13 protein-coding genes are annotated in these 14,886 nt (G+C 61.9%); 6 read left to right on the forward strand and 7 right to left on the reverse strand.

What is annotated here, in order from left to right:
* Window positions 1-5: 5 nt before the first annotated feature.
* Both RCCGE510_RS20370 and RCCGE510_RS20375 read right to left on the reverse strand, forming a co-directional pair.
* Window positions 6-1,163 (reverse strand): adenosylhomocysteinase, encoded by a 1,158-nt coding sequence (locus RCCGE510_RS20370; RefSeq protein WP_007633084.1) that lies wholly within the window; start codon window positions 1,161-1,163, stop codon window positions 6-8.
* Between the two features lie 97 nt (window positions 1,164-1,260).
* The gene (locus RCCGE510_RS20375; protein ID WP_007633086.1) at window positions 1,261-2,139 is read right to left on the reverse strand and encodes a LysR substrate-binding domain-containing protein; all 879 of its coding nucleotides are present in this window, start codon (window positions 2,137-2,139) and stop codon (window positions 1,261-1,263) included.
* 262 nt (window positions 2,140-2,401) lie between these two features.
* On the opposite strand from RCCGE510_RS20375, the gene RCCGE510_RS20380 reads away from it, so the two are divergent.
* The 5 genes from RCCGE510_RS20380 to RCCGE510_RS20400 all read left to right on the forward strand — a co-directional run bounded on the left by RCCGE510_RS20380 (window position 2,402) and on the right by RCCGE510_RS20400 (window position 7,986).
* Entirely contained in the window at window positions 2,402-2,932 is a 531-nt protein-coding gene (locus RCCGE510_RS20380; RefSeq protein ID WP_007633088.1) for an NUDIX hydrolase, read from the forward strand.
* 63 nt (window positions 2,933-2,995) lie between these two features.
* Window positions 2,996-4,495, forward strand: a complete 1,500-nt coding sequence (locus RCCGE510_RS20385) for an inorganic phosphate transporter (RefSeq protein WP_007633090.1) — start codon at window positions 2,996-2,998, stop codon at window positions 4,493-4,495.
* Between the two features lie 131 nt (window positions 4,496-4,626).
* The gene (locus tag RCCGE510_RS20390) at window positions 4,627-5,364 is read left to right on the forward strand and encodes a 16S rRNA (uracil(1498)-N(3))-methyltransferase (RefSeq protein WP_007633091.1); all 738 of its coding nucleotides are present in this window, start codon (window positions 4,627-4,629) and stop codon (window positions 5,362-5,364) included.
* A 145-nt stretch (window positions 5,365-5,509) separates the two neighbouring features.
* On the forward strand, window positions 5,510-6,883 hold the full coding sequence (locus tag RCCGE510_RS20395) for a glutamate--cysteine ligase (RefSeq protein ID WP_007633092.1): 1,374 nt from the start codon (window positions 5,510-5,512) through the stop codon (window positions 6,881-6,883).
* 236 nt (window positions 6,884-7,119) lie between these two features.
* Window positions 7,120-7,986 carry a DUF937 domain-containing protein gene (locus RCCGE510_RS20400; protein ID WP_007633093.1) on the forward strand — a complete coding sequence of 289 codons (867 nt, stop codon included), beginning with the start codon at window positions 7,120-7,122 and terminating at the stop codon, window positions 7,984-7,986.
* An 88-nt stretch (window positions 7,987-8,074) separates the two neighbouring features.
* On the opposite strand, the gene RCCGE510_RS20405 is transcribed toward RCCGE510_RS20400, so the two are convergent.
* Window positions 8,075-8,374 (reverse strand): DUF1127 domain-containing protein, encoded by a 300-nt coding sequence (locus tag RCCGE510_RS20405; protein ID WP_007633094.1) that lies wholly within the window; start codon window positions 8,372-8,374, stop codon window positions 8,075-8,077.
* 202 nt (window positions 8,375-8,576) lie between these two features.
* On the opposite strand from RCCGE510_RS20405, the gene RCCGE510_RS20410 reads away from it, so the two are divergent.
* Window positions 8,577-9,533 (forward strand): LysR substrate-binding domain-containing protein, encoded by a 957-nt coding sequence (locus tag RCCGE510_RS20410; protein ID WP_007633095.1) that lies wholly within the window; start codon window positions 8,577-8,579, stop codon window positions 9,531-9,533.
* A 7-nt stretch (window positions 9,534-9,540) separates the two neighbouring features.
* Here the strand turns inward: RCCGE510_RS20410 and RCCGE510_RS20415 are convergent, their stop codons facing one another.
* From RCCGE510_RS20415 to RCCGE510_RS20430, 4 genes are all read right to left on the reverse strand, one after another.
* Window positions 9,541-10,182, reverse strand: coding sequence for a TetR family transcriptional regulator (locus RCCGE510_RS20415; RefSeq protein WP_007633099.1), 642 nt, complete (start codon window positions 10,180-10,182; stop codon window positions 9,541-9,543).
* A gap of 267 nt (window positions 10,183-10,449) precedes the next feature.
* Entirely contained in the window at window positions 10,450-13,542 is a 3,093-nt protein-coding gene (locus RCCGE510_RS20420; RefSeq protein ID WP_007633100.1) for an autotransporter domain-containing protein, read from the reverse strand.
* Window positions 13,543-13,824: 282 nt separating this feature from the next.
* Window positions 13,825-14,241: an MAPEG family protein gene (locus RCCGE510_RS20425; protein ID WP_007633101.1), complete on the reverse strand. Its 417-nt coding sequence runs from the start codon at window positions 14,239-14,241 to the stop codon at window positions 13,825-13,827.
* An 88-nt stretch (window positions 14,242-14,329) separates the two neighbouring features.
* The gene (locus RCCGE510_RS20430) at window positions 14,330-14,884 is read right to left on the reverse strand and encodes a hypothetical protein (protein ID WP_007633102.1); all 555 of its coding nucleotides are present in this window, start codon (window positions 14,882-14,884) and stop codon (window positions 14,330-14,332) included.
* Window positions 14,885-14,886: the final 2 nt, after the last annotated feature.

Consider the following 14,886-nt stretch of genomic DNA (forward strand, 5'->3'; position numbering starts at 1 on the left):
CCGGTTCAGCGTGAGAGATCGAGATAAGCGTTGGCCACCATCGCATCGATATCGCCGGGGACCGGCACGATGCAGGATTGGGGACCGGCCTCGCCCTTGGCGATGCGTTCTAGGCAGCGGGCCTGAAGGGTGAAACCGAGATCCATCGATTCGACAGTGTTGCCGAGCGGCCGCGGGCCGGCGAGATTGGCCATGTGGCCGCCGCCAAGCACATGGAAGGATCGGCCATCGCTCAGATGGAAGGTCTCGATATAATCGACCTCGTAGCGATCAATGCCGACGACATCCGAATGGCGACGGAAAGCCTCGACATCGATCTCATGCGGGAAATGGCCGCCGTTCATCAGGATCGCCCCGTCCTTGACGAGCGGCAGGTCGGCCGCCGTGACGATGCCGGCAAAGCCGGTGACTGTGACGATGATATCGGCCGAGCGGATCGCCGGCTCGCGCCGCGGCGTGACGAAACCGTCGAGATGGGCTTCGAGCGTCGTCACCGCATCGATATCGACGACGCTGACGGTGGAAAAGGCGTTGCGGAAACAGGCAGCCGTGCCCTTGCCGCAGGCGCCATAGCCGAAGACCGTCACGCGTTTGCCGTTGGTGGAGCGGTTGGTGAAACGCAAATAGCTTTCGAACAGGCTCTGGCCGACGGCATGCCGGTTTTCGGCGAACTGCTTGATCGGGCTGTCGTTGATGACGAGGATCGGCATGTTCAGGCGTTCGCGCAGCGGCAGCAGCCGCGTGCGCCCGGAGGTGGTCTCCTCGGTGCCGCCACGGAGATTGGCATAGGGCCTTTCCGCCGCCATGGCGAAGAGATCGCCACCATTGTCGAGCAGCAGATCCGGCTTTTCGGCAATCACCGCTTCGAGGCACTGATGGTGAGCGGCGGCATCGGTCGTCTGCGTGGCGAAGACGGTGATGCCTTGGGACCGCAGGAACTCGACGGTCGAAGGCTGGGTGCTGTTGAGATTGCCGGTGCAGACAAGGTGCGCGCCACCGGCGCGAAGCGTCATCAGCAGCGCCACCGTCTTCGGTTCCAGATGAATGCCGGTGCCGATCGACAGGCCAGAGAAGGGACGCGTCCGCTCGAATTCGGCCGCCGTCGCTTTCAGCAGCCGGCAACTGCTGCCGATCCAGTCGATGCGGGTTGCGGTCTTTTCCATCATCTCTTCCCTGTTTCCCTATCCACGCCGTTTTAGCGAAGTAGGAAGACCGCGAATATGGAAGTAATTCTGGCGAAGAAGCAGGAAATCTGCCCGTTCAGGCCGGCGTCCCGCAACTGAGCAGCCAGCCGGACAGAGCCGCAAAAGCCGGCCGTCTCGCATCCGGCGTGCGGCAGCAGAGGCTGTAGCCGGACGGACGGGAGGTGAAGCCGTAGGGCGCGACCAACTGACCGCGCTGAAGATCGTCCTCGATCGAGGCGCGCGGCGCAAGGGCGATGCCGAGCCCCGAGCGGGCGGCACCGAGCGCCAGCAGCAGATCCTCGAATTCCTGGCGGCGGGAAAAGGCAACCGGCGGCGTGCCGCTTTCGCCAAACCATTCGTCCCAGAGCTTGGGAACGCTGCGGCTGGCAAGCATGGTGAGCCGGCCCATTGCCGCCGGGTCGCGCGACAGTGTCGCGGCAAGCGCCGGCGTGGCGACCGGGCCGAACTCGTCCTCCATGAACCGCACCGCTGTCACGCCGGCGGACGGCCGGTATTCGCCGCCCATGATCACGGCGTCCAATTCCGGGTGCATCTGCAACGGTTCGACCATGGTCATCGGCACGATGTCGACCACCACATCGCCGAGACTCGCCTGCATGTCCGCGACACGCGGCATCAGCCACCAGACAGCGAAGGCGGAAGGCACGCCGAGGCGGATGCAGCCCGGCACCGCGCCTTCAAGCTCGCAAGCAGCGCGCTGCAGAATGTCGAAAGCCGCGCCCGACGCCTCGGCGAAAGCGCTGGCTTCTACGGTCGGGACCAGCCTGCGACCGTCGCGCACAAAGAGCTTGCGTCCGAAGTGGCCCTCCAGTGTGGCAATCTGCTGACGCACAGCGCCGCGCACCACGTTCAGCTCTTCGGCAGCCCTCAGAATGCTGCCGTGACGGCAGACTGCCTCGAAGGCGCGGACGGCATTGAGCGGTGGAAGGCGCATGATGACGACAATCGGAAATGATGGTGGATCACTTGATCTTGCGATTGAACGAAAGGCAAGTCCACGCCATATTGTACAGCTGTGCAATGCGACGCTTTCGAAACAGGACGTGACGGATTTTTAAGTCTGGCCCAGCCTGATTTGCTCTATGAACGGGGATCGAATCGCGTTCGGAGCGTCTGCGGCTTTTGGATTGTGTAAGCTTTTCGTGATACACGTATATGAGTGATTCCTGACAACCACTGTGAAGGTGACCCGACAATTGACTCTTCTCGCCCGATTGGCATCCGATGTGCAGCTGATGTTCCGGCGTCCGCCGCGACAGCAATATGGTGCGATCTGCTATCGGGTGAATAAGAAGAGTGGTGATGCCGAGGTCCTTCTGATGACGAGCCGCGATACCGGCCGCTGGGTCATTCCCAAGGGCTGGCCGATGACGGGCAAATGCGCCCATGAGGTCGCCGCCCAGGAGGCCTTTGAGGAAGCCGGCGTGCGCGGCACGGTCGAGACGGAAACGCTCGGCGCTTACAGCTATCCGAAAGTTCTGCGCGACGGCGTGCAGGTGGCCTGCAAGGTGCAGGTCTATGCGCTCGAAGTCACCGACATGGCGAAGAACTTCAAGGAAAAGGGCGAACGCCGCATCGAATGGGTGTCGTTCGACGAGGCGGCCGGACGCGTGCGCGAGCCGGAGCTGCGCGGCCTTTTGCTGGCCTTCAAGCGAAAGATGACCGAGAGGCTTGCGGCCATAGCCGTAAAGCAGGGACCAGCGGGAAAGCAAATTCCGGCGGAATGAATCCTGCCATCTTGCGGTGCTAGAGAGGCAGCGTAGAAGCAGATTTCATACCTCGGGAAAAGAATGCCGCCACGTCCCACAGTCCTTACGAAACGCACGCTCGACAAAGACCTCGCCAAGATCACCCATGCCGAGGATGCAACGAAGCATGTTTTGCGGCGGCTGGTGGCGCCTGGTCTCGGCCTGATCTTCGTCGGTCTGGCTATGCTGTTTGCCGGCGTCTATGTGTTCGACCATCCCGGAGCGGTGCTCGTCGTGGCGGCGGCCGCCCTTGCCGGCTACATGGCGATGAACATCGGCGCCAATGACGTGACCAACAATGTCGGCGCGGCCGTCGGCGCGCGCGCCATGACGATGGGCCAGGCGCTGGTCATCGCTGCGATTTTTGAGGTTCTCGGCGCGACGATCGCTGGCGGAGAGGTCGTCAAGACGATTTCCTCCAATATCGTCGATGCCGTCCAGGTTCCGGCGCCGCTGCTTGGCTGGATCATGATGGCGGCGCTGATGGCGGCGGCCCTCTGGATCCACCTCGCAACATGGATGAACGCGCCGGTTTCGACCACCCATGCGATCGTCGGCGCAGTGATCGGCGCCGGCATCGCGGCCGTCGGGCCGGAACCGGTAAATTGGCGAGTGATGCTGGAGATCACCTCGAGCTGGATCACCTCGCCGCTGATCGGCGGGCTGATCGCGGCCGGGCTGCTCTACCTCGTCAAGACGCTGATCATCTATCGCGACGACAAGGTCGCGGCCGCCCAGCGCTGGGTGCCGGTGCTGGTCGCGGTGATGGCCGGCGGCTTCATGGCCTATATGGTGTTGCAACTGTCGCCTACCGGCAAATTTCCGTCTTTCACCATCCTCCTCATCGGCATCGGCATCGGGCTGGTCAGCTGGCTTGCCGCCCGGCCGCTTGTGCTCGCCCAGGCGCGCAATCTCGAAAACCGCAACAGCTCGCTGCGGGTGTTGTTCCGGCTGCCGCTGATCGGCTCTGCGGCGCTGCTTTCCTTCGCCCATGGCGCCAACGACGTTTCGAACGCGGTCGGGCCGCTTTCAGCGATCGTCCATTCCGTCGGCATCGGCGGCGGCGACGCCATCGGCCATCCGCCGCTCTGGGTGATGCTGATCGGCGCCTTCGGCATCTCCATCGGCCTGCTGCTGTTCGGGCCGCGCCTCATCCGCCTCGTCGGCGAGGAGATCACCAAGCTCAATCCGATGCGAGCCTATTGCGTCGCGCTGTCGACCGCCTTCACCGTCATCGTCGCCTCCTGGCTCGGCCTGCCGGTCAGCACCACGCATATCGCCGTCGGCTCCGTCTTCGGCGTCGGCTTCTTCCGCGAATGGTACACCCGCCATTCGAAGCGCCGCATCGCCTATATCAGGCGCAGGGCCGAAAGCTTCGATATCGACGAGCCGGAGGAGCCGAACATCTACGAGACGCGGCGGCGCTATCTCGTGCGCCGCTCGCATTTCATGACGATCATCGCCGCCTGGATCGTCACCGTGCCGGTTTCGGCAACGCTTGCGGCAGTGATTTATTGGGTTATGTTCGCGCTCTTCGTCTAGAACGGGATGATTTTAGGCCCGCTCGGCCTAAAATCTGAATCCTGGTCTAAATTAAATAGTTAGAGCATGATGTCATGAGAAAACCGCACACAGTTTTCGGCATCCTGCTCCGAAACCCCGCGAGTTTTTAAATGCGCGCCAATTTCCGCATGCAACGGCTTTTCGTCGACGGACCGCTTTCCAGCGGCGGCGCCCTCGAGGCGAATGCCGACCAGTTCAATTATCTCGCCAATGTGCTGAGGATGGAGGAAGGTCAGGAGGTCCTGCTCTTCAACGGCCGTGACGGCGAGTGGAAGGCGACCCTTACCTTCCCCACGCGCAAACGCATTCAGCTAACCGCAATCGAAGAGACCCGACCGCAGCCGGCACCCTGCGACCTGCATTATCTCTTTGCGCCGCTCAAGGTCGGCCGCCTGGATTATCTCGTGCAGAAGGCTGTGGAAATGGGCGCCGGCCTGCTGCAGCCGGTCATGACCCAGCACGTCCAGGGTAAGATCACCAACCTCGACAAGCTGCGCGCCAATGTCGTCGAAGCGGCGGAGCAATGCGGCGTTCTCGGCATCCCCGATGTTGCCGAGCCGGTGAGACTTCTCGACCTGCTCGACCGCTGGCCGAGGGAGCGCCGCATCATCTATTGCGACGAGGGCGATGCCGGGCAAAACCCGCTGCCGGTGCTGTCGGCGATCAAGGAAAGGCATCTCGCTCTGCTCGTCGGGCCGGAAGGCGGCTTTTCCGAAGAAGAGCGGACGCGGCTTCGAAGCCTGGATTTCGTCACCGCAATTCCGCTCGGACCGCGCATCCTGCGCGCCGATACGGCAGCCGTTGCAGCCTTGGCAGTGGTCCAGGCGGCAATCGGCGACTGGACCTGACGTCGAAAACGGGTTGACATTGAAATCGGTGCTATTTTTTTGATGCGTCGTTGAAAGAATTTCACTTGCAACATGGGTGGCTTGGGTCCAAATCACCCTTCCAATTGCCCGCCCCCTGGGCGCCTTTTCAATACAGGTATCCCGCATGGCCCGCGACACCACCGACCAGACACCGCTCTCTTCGGTCCAGGATCTGACCGATTATATCGCCGCGGGCAACAAGCCGCGGGAGCGCTTCCGGATCGGCACCGAACACGAGAAATTTGCCTTCTTCCGCGCCGACAACAGCCCGGTTCCCTATTTCGGCGATGCCAGCATTTCGGCCCTGCTGACCGGCCTGCAGAAAAAAAACGGCTGGGAACCGATTACGGACGGCGGCAACATCATCGGCCTTGCCGAGCAGAACGGCATGGGCGCCATCTCGATCGAGCCCGGCGGCCAGTTCGAACTCTCCGGAGCACCGCTGGAGACGATCCACGAGACCTGCAAGGAATCGAACCAGCACCTGGCGACGCTGCGCGAAATCGCCGAACCGCTGGGCATCCGCTTCCTCGGCATCGGCGGCAGTCCGAAATGGACTTATGCGGAAACCCCGCAGATGCCGAAATCACGCTACGAGATCATGACCCGCTATATGCCGAAGGTCGGCACCATGGGTCTCGACATGATGTACCGCACCTGCACCATTCAGGTGAATCTCGATTTCTCCTCGGAAGCCGACATGCGCAAGAAGATGCGCGTCTCGATGAAGCTGCAATCGCTGGCGACCGCTCTCTTCGCATCCTCGCCCTTTACCGAGGGCAAGCCGAACGGGCTGCTCTCGTGGCGTGGCGATATCTGGCGCGATGTCGACAACCGGCGTGCCGGCTTGCTCGACTTCACCTTCGGCGACGACTTCGGCTTCCGCGACTATGCCGAATGGGCGCTCGACGCGCCGATGTATTTCATCGTCCGCGACGGCCGCTATCACGACTGCACGCATGTCACCTTCCGCCAGTTCATGAATGGCGCATTGAAGGGTGAGATCGCCGATCCGGCGCCGACGATGGGCGACTGGACGAACCATCTCTCGACGCTCTTCCCCGACGTGCGGCTGAAGCGTTTTCTCGAAATGCGCGGCGCCGACGGCGGCCCGTGGCGGCGCATCTGCGCATTGCCGGCCTTCTGGGTCGGCCTGCTCTATGACGATGCCGCACTCGAGGCCGCCGACCAGTTGACGAAGGATTGGAGCTTCGCCGAGGTCGGCGTCCTGCGCAATGCGGTTCCGGCGCAAGGCTTGAAGGCTGAATTTCGCGGACATTCGCTCTTCGACGTGGCGCGCGAAGTGGTCGGCATATCAAAGGCTGGCCTCAAGGCTCGCGGCAGGCTCAACGGCGAAGGCCAGGACGAGACGATCTTCCTGGCGCCGCTCGACGAGGTGCTCGCCAAGAAGGCGACGCTCGCCGAAGATCTGCTGTCGCTCTATCACGGCCGCTGGCACGGCTCGGTGGAACCTGTCTTCGAGGACTATCAGTACTGAGCGCGGCCAAAATTTCTCTCTAAAGCGCGTCGCGATCTTTCAGATTCGCTCCTCGCGCTTTAGCCCCTTATTTTACGCATGTCGTTAGGGCAAAGCGCTTCGCGCTTTGCCTGGGAAAACCGCTGCACAGTTTTGCGCGACATGCTCTAAGTTCTTATGGCAAAAAGCGGTTTGCGCTCTGCCATTTCCGGTTATAGTGGCGCTACAATACGCCGCGAACCGGGAAAGGGACTTCCATGCTGCCACTCTTCGACATGATGATGCAGGCGCAGAACGGCGCGGCGATGGAGTCGATCGCCCGGCAGTTCAACCTCGCGCAGGAACAGGCGACCAAGGCGATGGCGGCGCTGATGCCGGCCTTCTCAGCCGGCCTGAAACGCAGCACCAGCAACCCTTATGATTTCGTCGGGCTGATGCAGGCGGTCTCCTCCGGCAATTATGCCCGATATTTCGAGGATATGAGCCGGGCCTTCACGCCGGAGGGCATTTCCGACGGCAACAACATCCTTGCCCAGCTTTTCGGCTCCAAGGAGGTTTCGCGCGCGGTCGCCGCGCAGGCCGCACAGATGACCGGCATCGGCCAGGACATCTACAAGCGGATGCTGCCGGTGCTCGCCGATACGCTGATGGGCGGGCTATTCAAGCAGACGACCGGCCAGATGGCCGCACCGGTCAACCCCTTCGTCAACACGGCGATGAGCGAGACCATCCAGAAATGGCTTGAGAGTACCGGATTCGCGCCGAAACCGAAGACGGCCCCAGAGGCCAGCATCTTCGACAATCCCTTCACGCAGGCGATGCAGCAGATGTTTTCGGTACCGAATGCTCAACCGGCATCTCAGCCGAACCCCTTTCTCGACAATCCCTTCGCCAAGGCCTTTCAGGAGATGATGGGCGGGCTTGGCCAGCCACCGGCGGCCAAACAGCCGGCGGCGAAGACCACAGGGGCGCCGAAGGAAGAGGCGAAGGTCAATGCCGACAGCTATACCGAGATGTTGAACGCCATGTTCGACAGCGGGTTGGAAGTGCAGAAGACCTACCAGAGGAACCTCGAAGCGATCTTCGAGACCTATCGGCCGAAACCCTCTGAAACCAAGGCATAAAAAAACCCGGCGATGGCTTGGGAAAGCCGATCACCGGGTCAAGCAGCAGGGCTATTGGCTATCACCCTGCGGGGAAAACTCGACGCTCCTACTCCTCGTAGGAGCGGAAGAGCGACAGGCGCCAGCGATTGCGCGCTGAGCGCGTCAGATGTTCCGACGGGTCCTCGAAAAAGGTCGAGGCCAGGAACGCAGAGGTCAGGTCGGCCCTGCTAAGGCCGATATCCCTCAGTTGCGTGTCGTTCAGATCATGCAGCGCGTTGATCTCGATGCGATTGCGGAACCCGCGAAAGAGGGAGACCAGCGGAGCGAGGCCTGCCGCCAGACGCTGGGAAAGCGTCGGGGTAAGCTTGCTGCAGTCGAGTTCTAGTGTTCGGTCTGTCATGTGCATCGAACTCTCTCCTTTCTTAGGGCGCGCAACAACCCACCCCTCCCGCGACGTGCTGCGGGAAGGGATAAGGCTGAATTTTGCTTGGACAGCAGTGCCTGTCCTTCACTTTGCTTGATTTGCATCCCGAAGATGCCAAAGACCTATTGATCAGTCCAACGAATGTTTCTAATGATTATCATCAGCAATCTTTATGGGTGACACCATGTCCTCTCCGCTTGATCTCGACCAGTTGCAGACTTTCATCGCCATCGTCGATTCCGGCAGCTTCACCAAAGCCGCCGACAGGGTCTACAAGACCCAATCGGCCGTCTCCATGCAGATGCGCCGTCTCGAAGAGCGCATCGGCAAGCAGCTGTTCATCAAGGACGGCCGCGGCAACCGGCTGACGGTTGAGGGTGAAAAACTGCTCAACTACGCCCGACGCATCATCCGCCTCAACAATGAGGCGATTGCGGCGTTCGACGATAACAGGCTGGAGGGAACGCTGCGTATCGGCACGCCGGACGATTATGCCGACCGCTACATGCCCGAGATCATCGGCCGCTTTGCCAAGACGCATCCGAATGTCGAGCTCTACATCGTCTGCGAGCCCTCGGTCGATCTGGCCGAGCGCATGCACAAGGGCGAGCTCGACATTGCGCTCGTCACCCACAATCCGCGCGAGCGTATGTCCGATGTGGTGAGAACCGAGCCGCTTTGCTGGGTGGGTTCGGCAAACCATCCGATTCGCGACGACGCGCCGGTGCCGCTTGCCGTCGGCCGGCGGGATTGCCAATGGCGTCAGCTCGCCTGTTCGGCGCTCGATGCTGTCGGACGCGAACACCAGATCCTGTTCACCAGCTGGTCATGCACCGTCGTTGCCGCCGCCGTGCTTGCCGGCATGGCGGTCTCGGTGATGCCGGAATCGGCGTTGCGAACCGGCATGAAGGTGCTGAGCCAGGCGGACGGTTTTCCGGCGCTGCCGCCGGTGCAGATCGGCATCATGAAACGGCCGGGCGTTTCGCTCTCGCTGATGAATGCGATCACCGCCCATATCACCGCCTGCCTCGACAACATCACGCCCGCCGTTGTCGACGACAGCCTCGAGGCTGATGTCAAATCAGCCCAGGCACGCCTTTATCCCCGGCTGAAGGCCGCCAATATGGTGCCGAGCTGGTAAGAGGCTATCAGGCGGCGCGCGGCGCGGTCGTGGCGAACAGGGAGGCGCGGATGACGCGTTTCCACTCGTCGAGCATACGCCGCGCCAAAGCCTCATCGCTGACGGCGGCAAGCCGGATGACGGCGCCGATCAGGTGGCTGAACAGGTAAGTACGCGCATAGATCTGCTCGTCGCAAAAGTCGGGAGCCAGCCTGCGCACCGTCTCATGAAAGATGCCGGCGACGCGGCCGCTATGCTCGATATTCAGCTGTAGCAGGTCCTGGTCGGTCTCCGTTCCCATCCAGACGCCGAGGTAGACGGGATCATTGTGGTAGGACTCGTAATACCAGTCGATGATGTCGCAGACGAGGTCGAGCGCCTGGTCGAGCGACCGCACGTCGGCGAACATTGCCACCGTCTTTGCCTGTATCGCCGAGGCGTGCTGGTCGAACAGAGCTTTGACGATCGCCGCCTTCTCGGGAAAATACTGGTAAACCGAGCCAATCGGCACCTTGGCGGCGACGGCAAGCTCCGTCATCCGCATGGCGCTGACGCCCTTTTCGGCGATGATCTTGGCGGCGGCGGCGAGAATGAGGTCCAGCCTCTGGATGCTGCGCTCCTGCTTCGGCTGCCTGCGCAGGCCGATCCGATCCATGCTTTCCGCGCCCATGTCGTTCCCGTTCTTGTCGTTCGCGCGGGCAGGGCATCATGCCAAACCAACGCGTCTGGCGGATATGACATTGCAGGTCTTCATCAGTCGTAAATGAAAACGCTCGTATTTTAACGACCGGCAAAAGCGTATAAAAAACGGGGCTCTAGGCCTGCGCCACTGAGTTGCATTTACGTCCTTGAGCCGTAAATGGTTGCGAAATTCTCGGCTTGAAAGGCGCAGACGTCGCCACCCTTCGTTGCGAAGGAATGACGGGCTCGCCGGATTTTAGAATTTCATCGACAATGTCGCCTTGACGCCATGCTGCTGTTCATTGTCCGCAATCTGGCCGGAATAGCCGATGCCAACGGCGGAGCCTTCACTGAGGTCGAAGTCAAGCCCGGCGTCGAGAACGAAGGCATTCTCCGCCAGCGGCACACCGGCGACGGTGAATGCGTCGCCTCCCGCAAAAGCTTGCGTCGATACCGGAACGATGTCACCGGCGGCGTGTCGCCAGCCGGCCATGCCACGGAGGGTGGCACTCGTCTGGCCGAGGCCGATATCCATTTCGGCCTGCAGGCCAAGCGTTGATATGGTGGTGTTGGTCATACGGCTGGCGCCGTCAAGCGCGGCCGCCCCGCCGTCTTCGGCAAAGCCCGCCGTTCGAATACCCACATGGGCGAGATTGACGAAGGGCTCGAAGGCGGCTGCCGTCGTCTCGAACCGGTAGCCCAGCTCCGCGAAGGCCTGCAGCGTGCGGGCATCGTAGCTCGCATCCAGCCTGTCCTCGAAGCTGCCGATGGCGACCTTGCGGTCGGTTTCGATCTGATGCCAGGTGTGCGCAAGGCCAGAGCGGAAGGCGAGACCGCCCCATTGTGTGCCGGCGTAAAGGCCGAGATGGTAATCGTCGCTCGATCCCGATGAGCCTCGGTGCCGCGGATCGAAGCGGGAATTGCTGTAACCGGCCAGCAGGCCGAACCTGATGTCATCGACCATGGTGTCGACGCCGGCGAGAAAGCCGCCGGTCTGGTGGTTGAGGGTAGCGGCATTGCCATCCGTGCGTATCTCGCTTGCGCCGCCAAAGGCCGTGCTCCAGAAAACCGGCACGTCAGACGGACCGGCAGCGATCGGTTCCGGACCACCCGGCCAGAAAGCCTGGATCGGCATTGCGCCAGGCCCGGCGTCGCCGAAGGCCGAGCGCAAGCGCTGGTTGGCGGCCTCACGGACAAAGAGGCTCTGGTTGATCAGCGCCGTTTTGATCGAGGCATGGATCTCCCCGGAGAGCGCGTCGAAACTCGCCTGGATCAGCGGCTCGTCGTCGGGCAACGTGACGATGGCATCGTAGACGTCATGGCCGACACCGAGCTTCTCGGCGGCATCGGCCGTTGCAATCTGGTTGCGCGTCCGTGCCATGTCGCTGAAACTAACGTCGTTGCGCTCGACCTCCAGATAGACGTTGTTCAAATCATAGGAGAGGTCCGCGGCCAGGAAGGCATAGTTCGACGTGACGGCGCCAAATGTCCCGTTGATCCCGCCGGCAGCGGTGAGGATCGTATAGGTGGAGAAAGGCTTGTAGTGGCCATTCATCCCGACATGGACAACGTTGGCGCCGTTGAGAAACGCGGTACCGCCGACCGAGATCAAATCGCTGGCGGTGCCAGCCGGATCGACCTCGACGTCGTAGGTGGTACCAGGATCGAGAATGAGATTGCCGCCGACGGTCAATGTGCCGATCGAGTTGCCGGGCGCAATGGTGACGCCTGCACCCGTGGTCAGCGCGCCGAGATGACCCGAGCCGCCCAATCTGCCGCCCGTCATCGTGAGGATGCCGCCAAGACTGCCATTGACGATCAGGCGTCCGCCCGAAACCGCGGTCGTCCCGGTAAAGCCCGAACTGTTGCCGGTCAGGCGCAAGGTGCCGCTGCCCGCCATCGTAAAGTCGCCGCTGCCGGAGAGTATGCCGCTATAGGTGCTGTCGCTCGCCTGATCGAGCGTGAGGTCGGCGCCGCCGATGGCGATCTCTCCGCCGCTTCCTGAAAGCTGTCCCATGGTCAGGTCGAAGCCGCCAAGATCGAGGATACCGGCATTGACCGCATAGGCGCCGTTCTGCACGAAGGCGCCGGCGCTGCCCGCCAGCAACGTGCCGGCCTCGACCGTGGTCACGCCGGTATAGCTGTTGGTGCCGGAAAGCGTCAGCGTGCCGGTGCCCTGCTTGGTCAAGCCGCCGGCGCCTTGCAGATCCGTGGCAATGCCGATGGCAAAGCCGTTGGTGTCGATAAAGGCGCCACCCGCATCGAACATGACCTCCCCGGCGTTGAAACCGCCGAGGAAATTTGCCTCATTGCCCGTTGCGCGCAGAATACCGCCGTCGAAGACGAGGTTGGCGTCGCCGGCCCCCCTGTCGAGATAACCGGTCTCCAGGACGCCACGCCCGTTTCCGGCGCTTCCCGCCAGGTAGACCGTTCCCGTGGCGCCGGAAACGTCGGCGATGATGACCCCCGAAGCCGAAATCAAGCCGCCGTTCTCGACCGTCACGCTGCCCGAGCCGAATTCGCCCACATACAGTTCACTGGAATTGATCCAGTTCGATCCCGCGCCGGTCACGCTGACCACGCCGCTGCCGTTCGAACTGAAGCCGACATAACCAAAGCTGCCGGTGACCGAACCGCCGTTCGAGATGGTCAGCGTTCCCGCGCCGGCCTCGCCAACCGCGACATAGGTGGAATTGCTCCAGAGCGAGTTCGCGCCCGTGACGATCACCTCGCCGACAGCGCTGGCATCATTGCTGATATAGCCGGATGCGCTGTTGACCGTTCCGCCATTGGAAATGATCAGAGTGCCGGCGCCACTGTCGCCGATGGTGAGATCCTGGGAATTCGTCCAGGTCGAGCCGCTGCCTGTGACCGTCACCGTGCCGCTGGCGGCGCCGGAGAAATAGCCGATAGAGCCGTTAATATTGTCGACAGCGCCGCCATCGTCGATGCTGAGCGTGCCGGTGCCGTCAAAACCGACGTAGAGGTCGGCGGCATTGCTCCAGGTGGAGCCTGCCCCCGTGACCGTCACCGTGCCACTGGCGCCCAGGTCGAGGCCGAGCACGCCGATGTCATTGCTGACCACGCCGCCATTGCGAATGATAAGGGTTGCATCGTCGCCGGTTTGATCGCCCACGATGAGGTCGTTATTGATCGTCCACGGACTGGGCTGCGTGCCCGGGCCGGTTCCGCCTGGGTCATTGCCGTCGACAATCTCCGTATCGTTGCCGTCGATGACCTGCGCCCATCCAGGCCCCGCGGCCAGCATCAGCACCGCGATGCTCGCCGATCCCGCAAGCCGCAGCTTGGCGATCCCATGGATTGCCACCGAATATTTCTTCTCGCCCATCTTCGCTCGCAAGTCGTCCCCACCGCCGGTCGCTCGCGTAGAAATAGGGCAATTAATTTAAATATTAGTAACCATGTTGCTAAATTTAATCAGCGGCGACGGGAGCAACGGCCATGCCCCGGATTTTTTCACTTTGGTGAAACCAATATCTTTGGGAGTAACACCTTCGCCCGACAAGATCGCTGCGGGTTTCGCTTCGTTCAGCTCTTGAAGATCGACTGGTTTAGTGCGTCGCCCATCCGAGGCGCAGTCATCTGACGCATTCCCTCGGCTGCGCGGGCATCAGCCCATCGCCATCCAAGCGGCGAGCCAGACCCACATGGCGGCGAGTACGAGGTATCCGGCGGCAAAGATCGGGCTGCGGTAGCGCAGATCGTTGCTGGAGACATGGATGGCGGCATGGGCGTAACGCAGGGCGACGAAGGCCCAGGCGAGGCCGACGGCGACGATATTGTCGGCCTCGGTGGTATAGAGAAGAAGACAGCAGGCGTAGAACAGCACCGGCAGTTCGAACTGGTTGGCGAGGCAGTTCTTGACGACGAGGCTTTCGGCCGGCTCGCCGCGATTTTCGCGATAGTCCGATTTGGCGATGCTGCCGGCGCGGACCATTTTTGCGCGCCGCATGCCGAGAAGCGCATAAAGACCATAAACCAGCGCCACGTGAGCAAGGAGTGGCCAGAAGATTTGATAGCCGGTCATATGGGCGCCCTAAGTACTTTTCCGCTTCAGCATTCGCTGCGAGCAGTAGCCGAAAGGCAAGCCGGATACCAGCGCCTGATCAAGGCACTCAGTCATGGCGCGCAGAGAGCCAGCGGAGAATGGCAAGCCGGGCGATAAGGATGAAGCAGATGGCGAGGCTTGCGAATTTAAGCCGTGTCATCCACGGCAGCAGCTCGGCTGCGAGATTTGCAGATCCACTGTCGCCGAAGGCGATCAGGCTGGCAATATTCTCACCATAGTCGGCAATGCCGTAGAGGAACGGCAGCAGGTAGACCGCCTTGGCGACGAGCGGATGGGCCGATCGCCCGAACCACGCGCCGGCGGGACCAAGCTTGGCGAAGGCGAGGAACAGCAGCGCCGTCAGCAATGCCGGGAAAATCAGCTCCGGCCCGAAATACATGGCGCGCAGCAGCCTGGTCGCCGTCTCGTTCTCATCGAGCAGCGCCTGCATGTGGAAGACGACCGATTCGTCGTAGCCGGCGAAATAGGTGTCGAGCATTGCCTGCCCGGTTTCGTGCTTGAAGGGCACGACGAAGCCGAAGGTCGTCCAGGCGAGCACGGCAAGGCAGAGAGCTGCGAGCAGCGCGACGATCCAGAGAGGAATCCCGCTGCCCGCTTTCATGA

This window comes from Rhizobium sp. CCGE 510, from assembly GCF_000292525.1.
Lineage (GTDB): Bacteria > Pseudomonadota > Alphaproteobacteria > Rhizobiales > Rhizobiaceae > Rhizobium.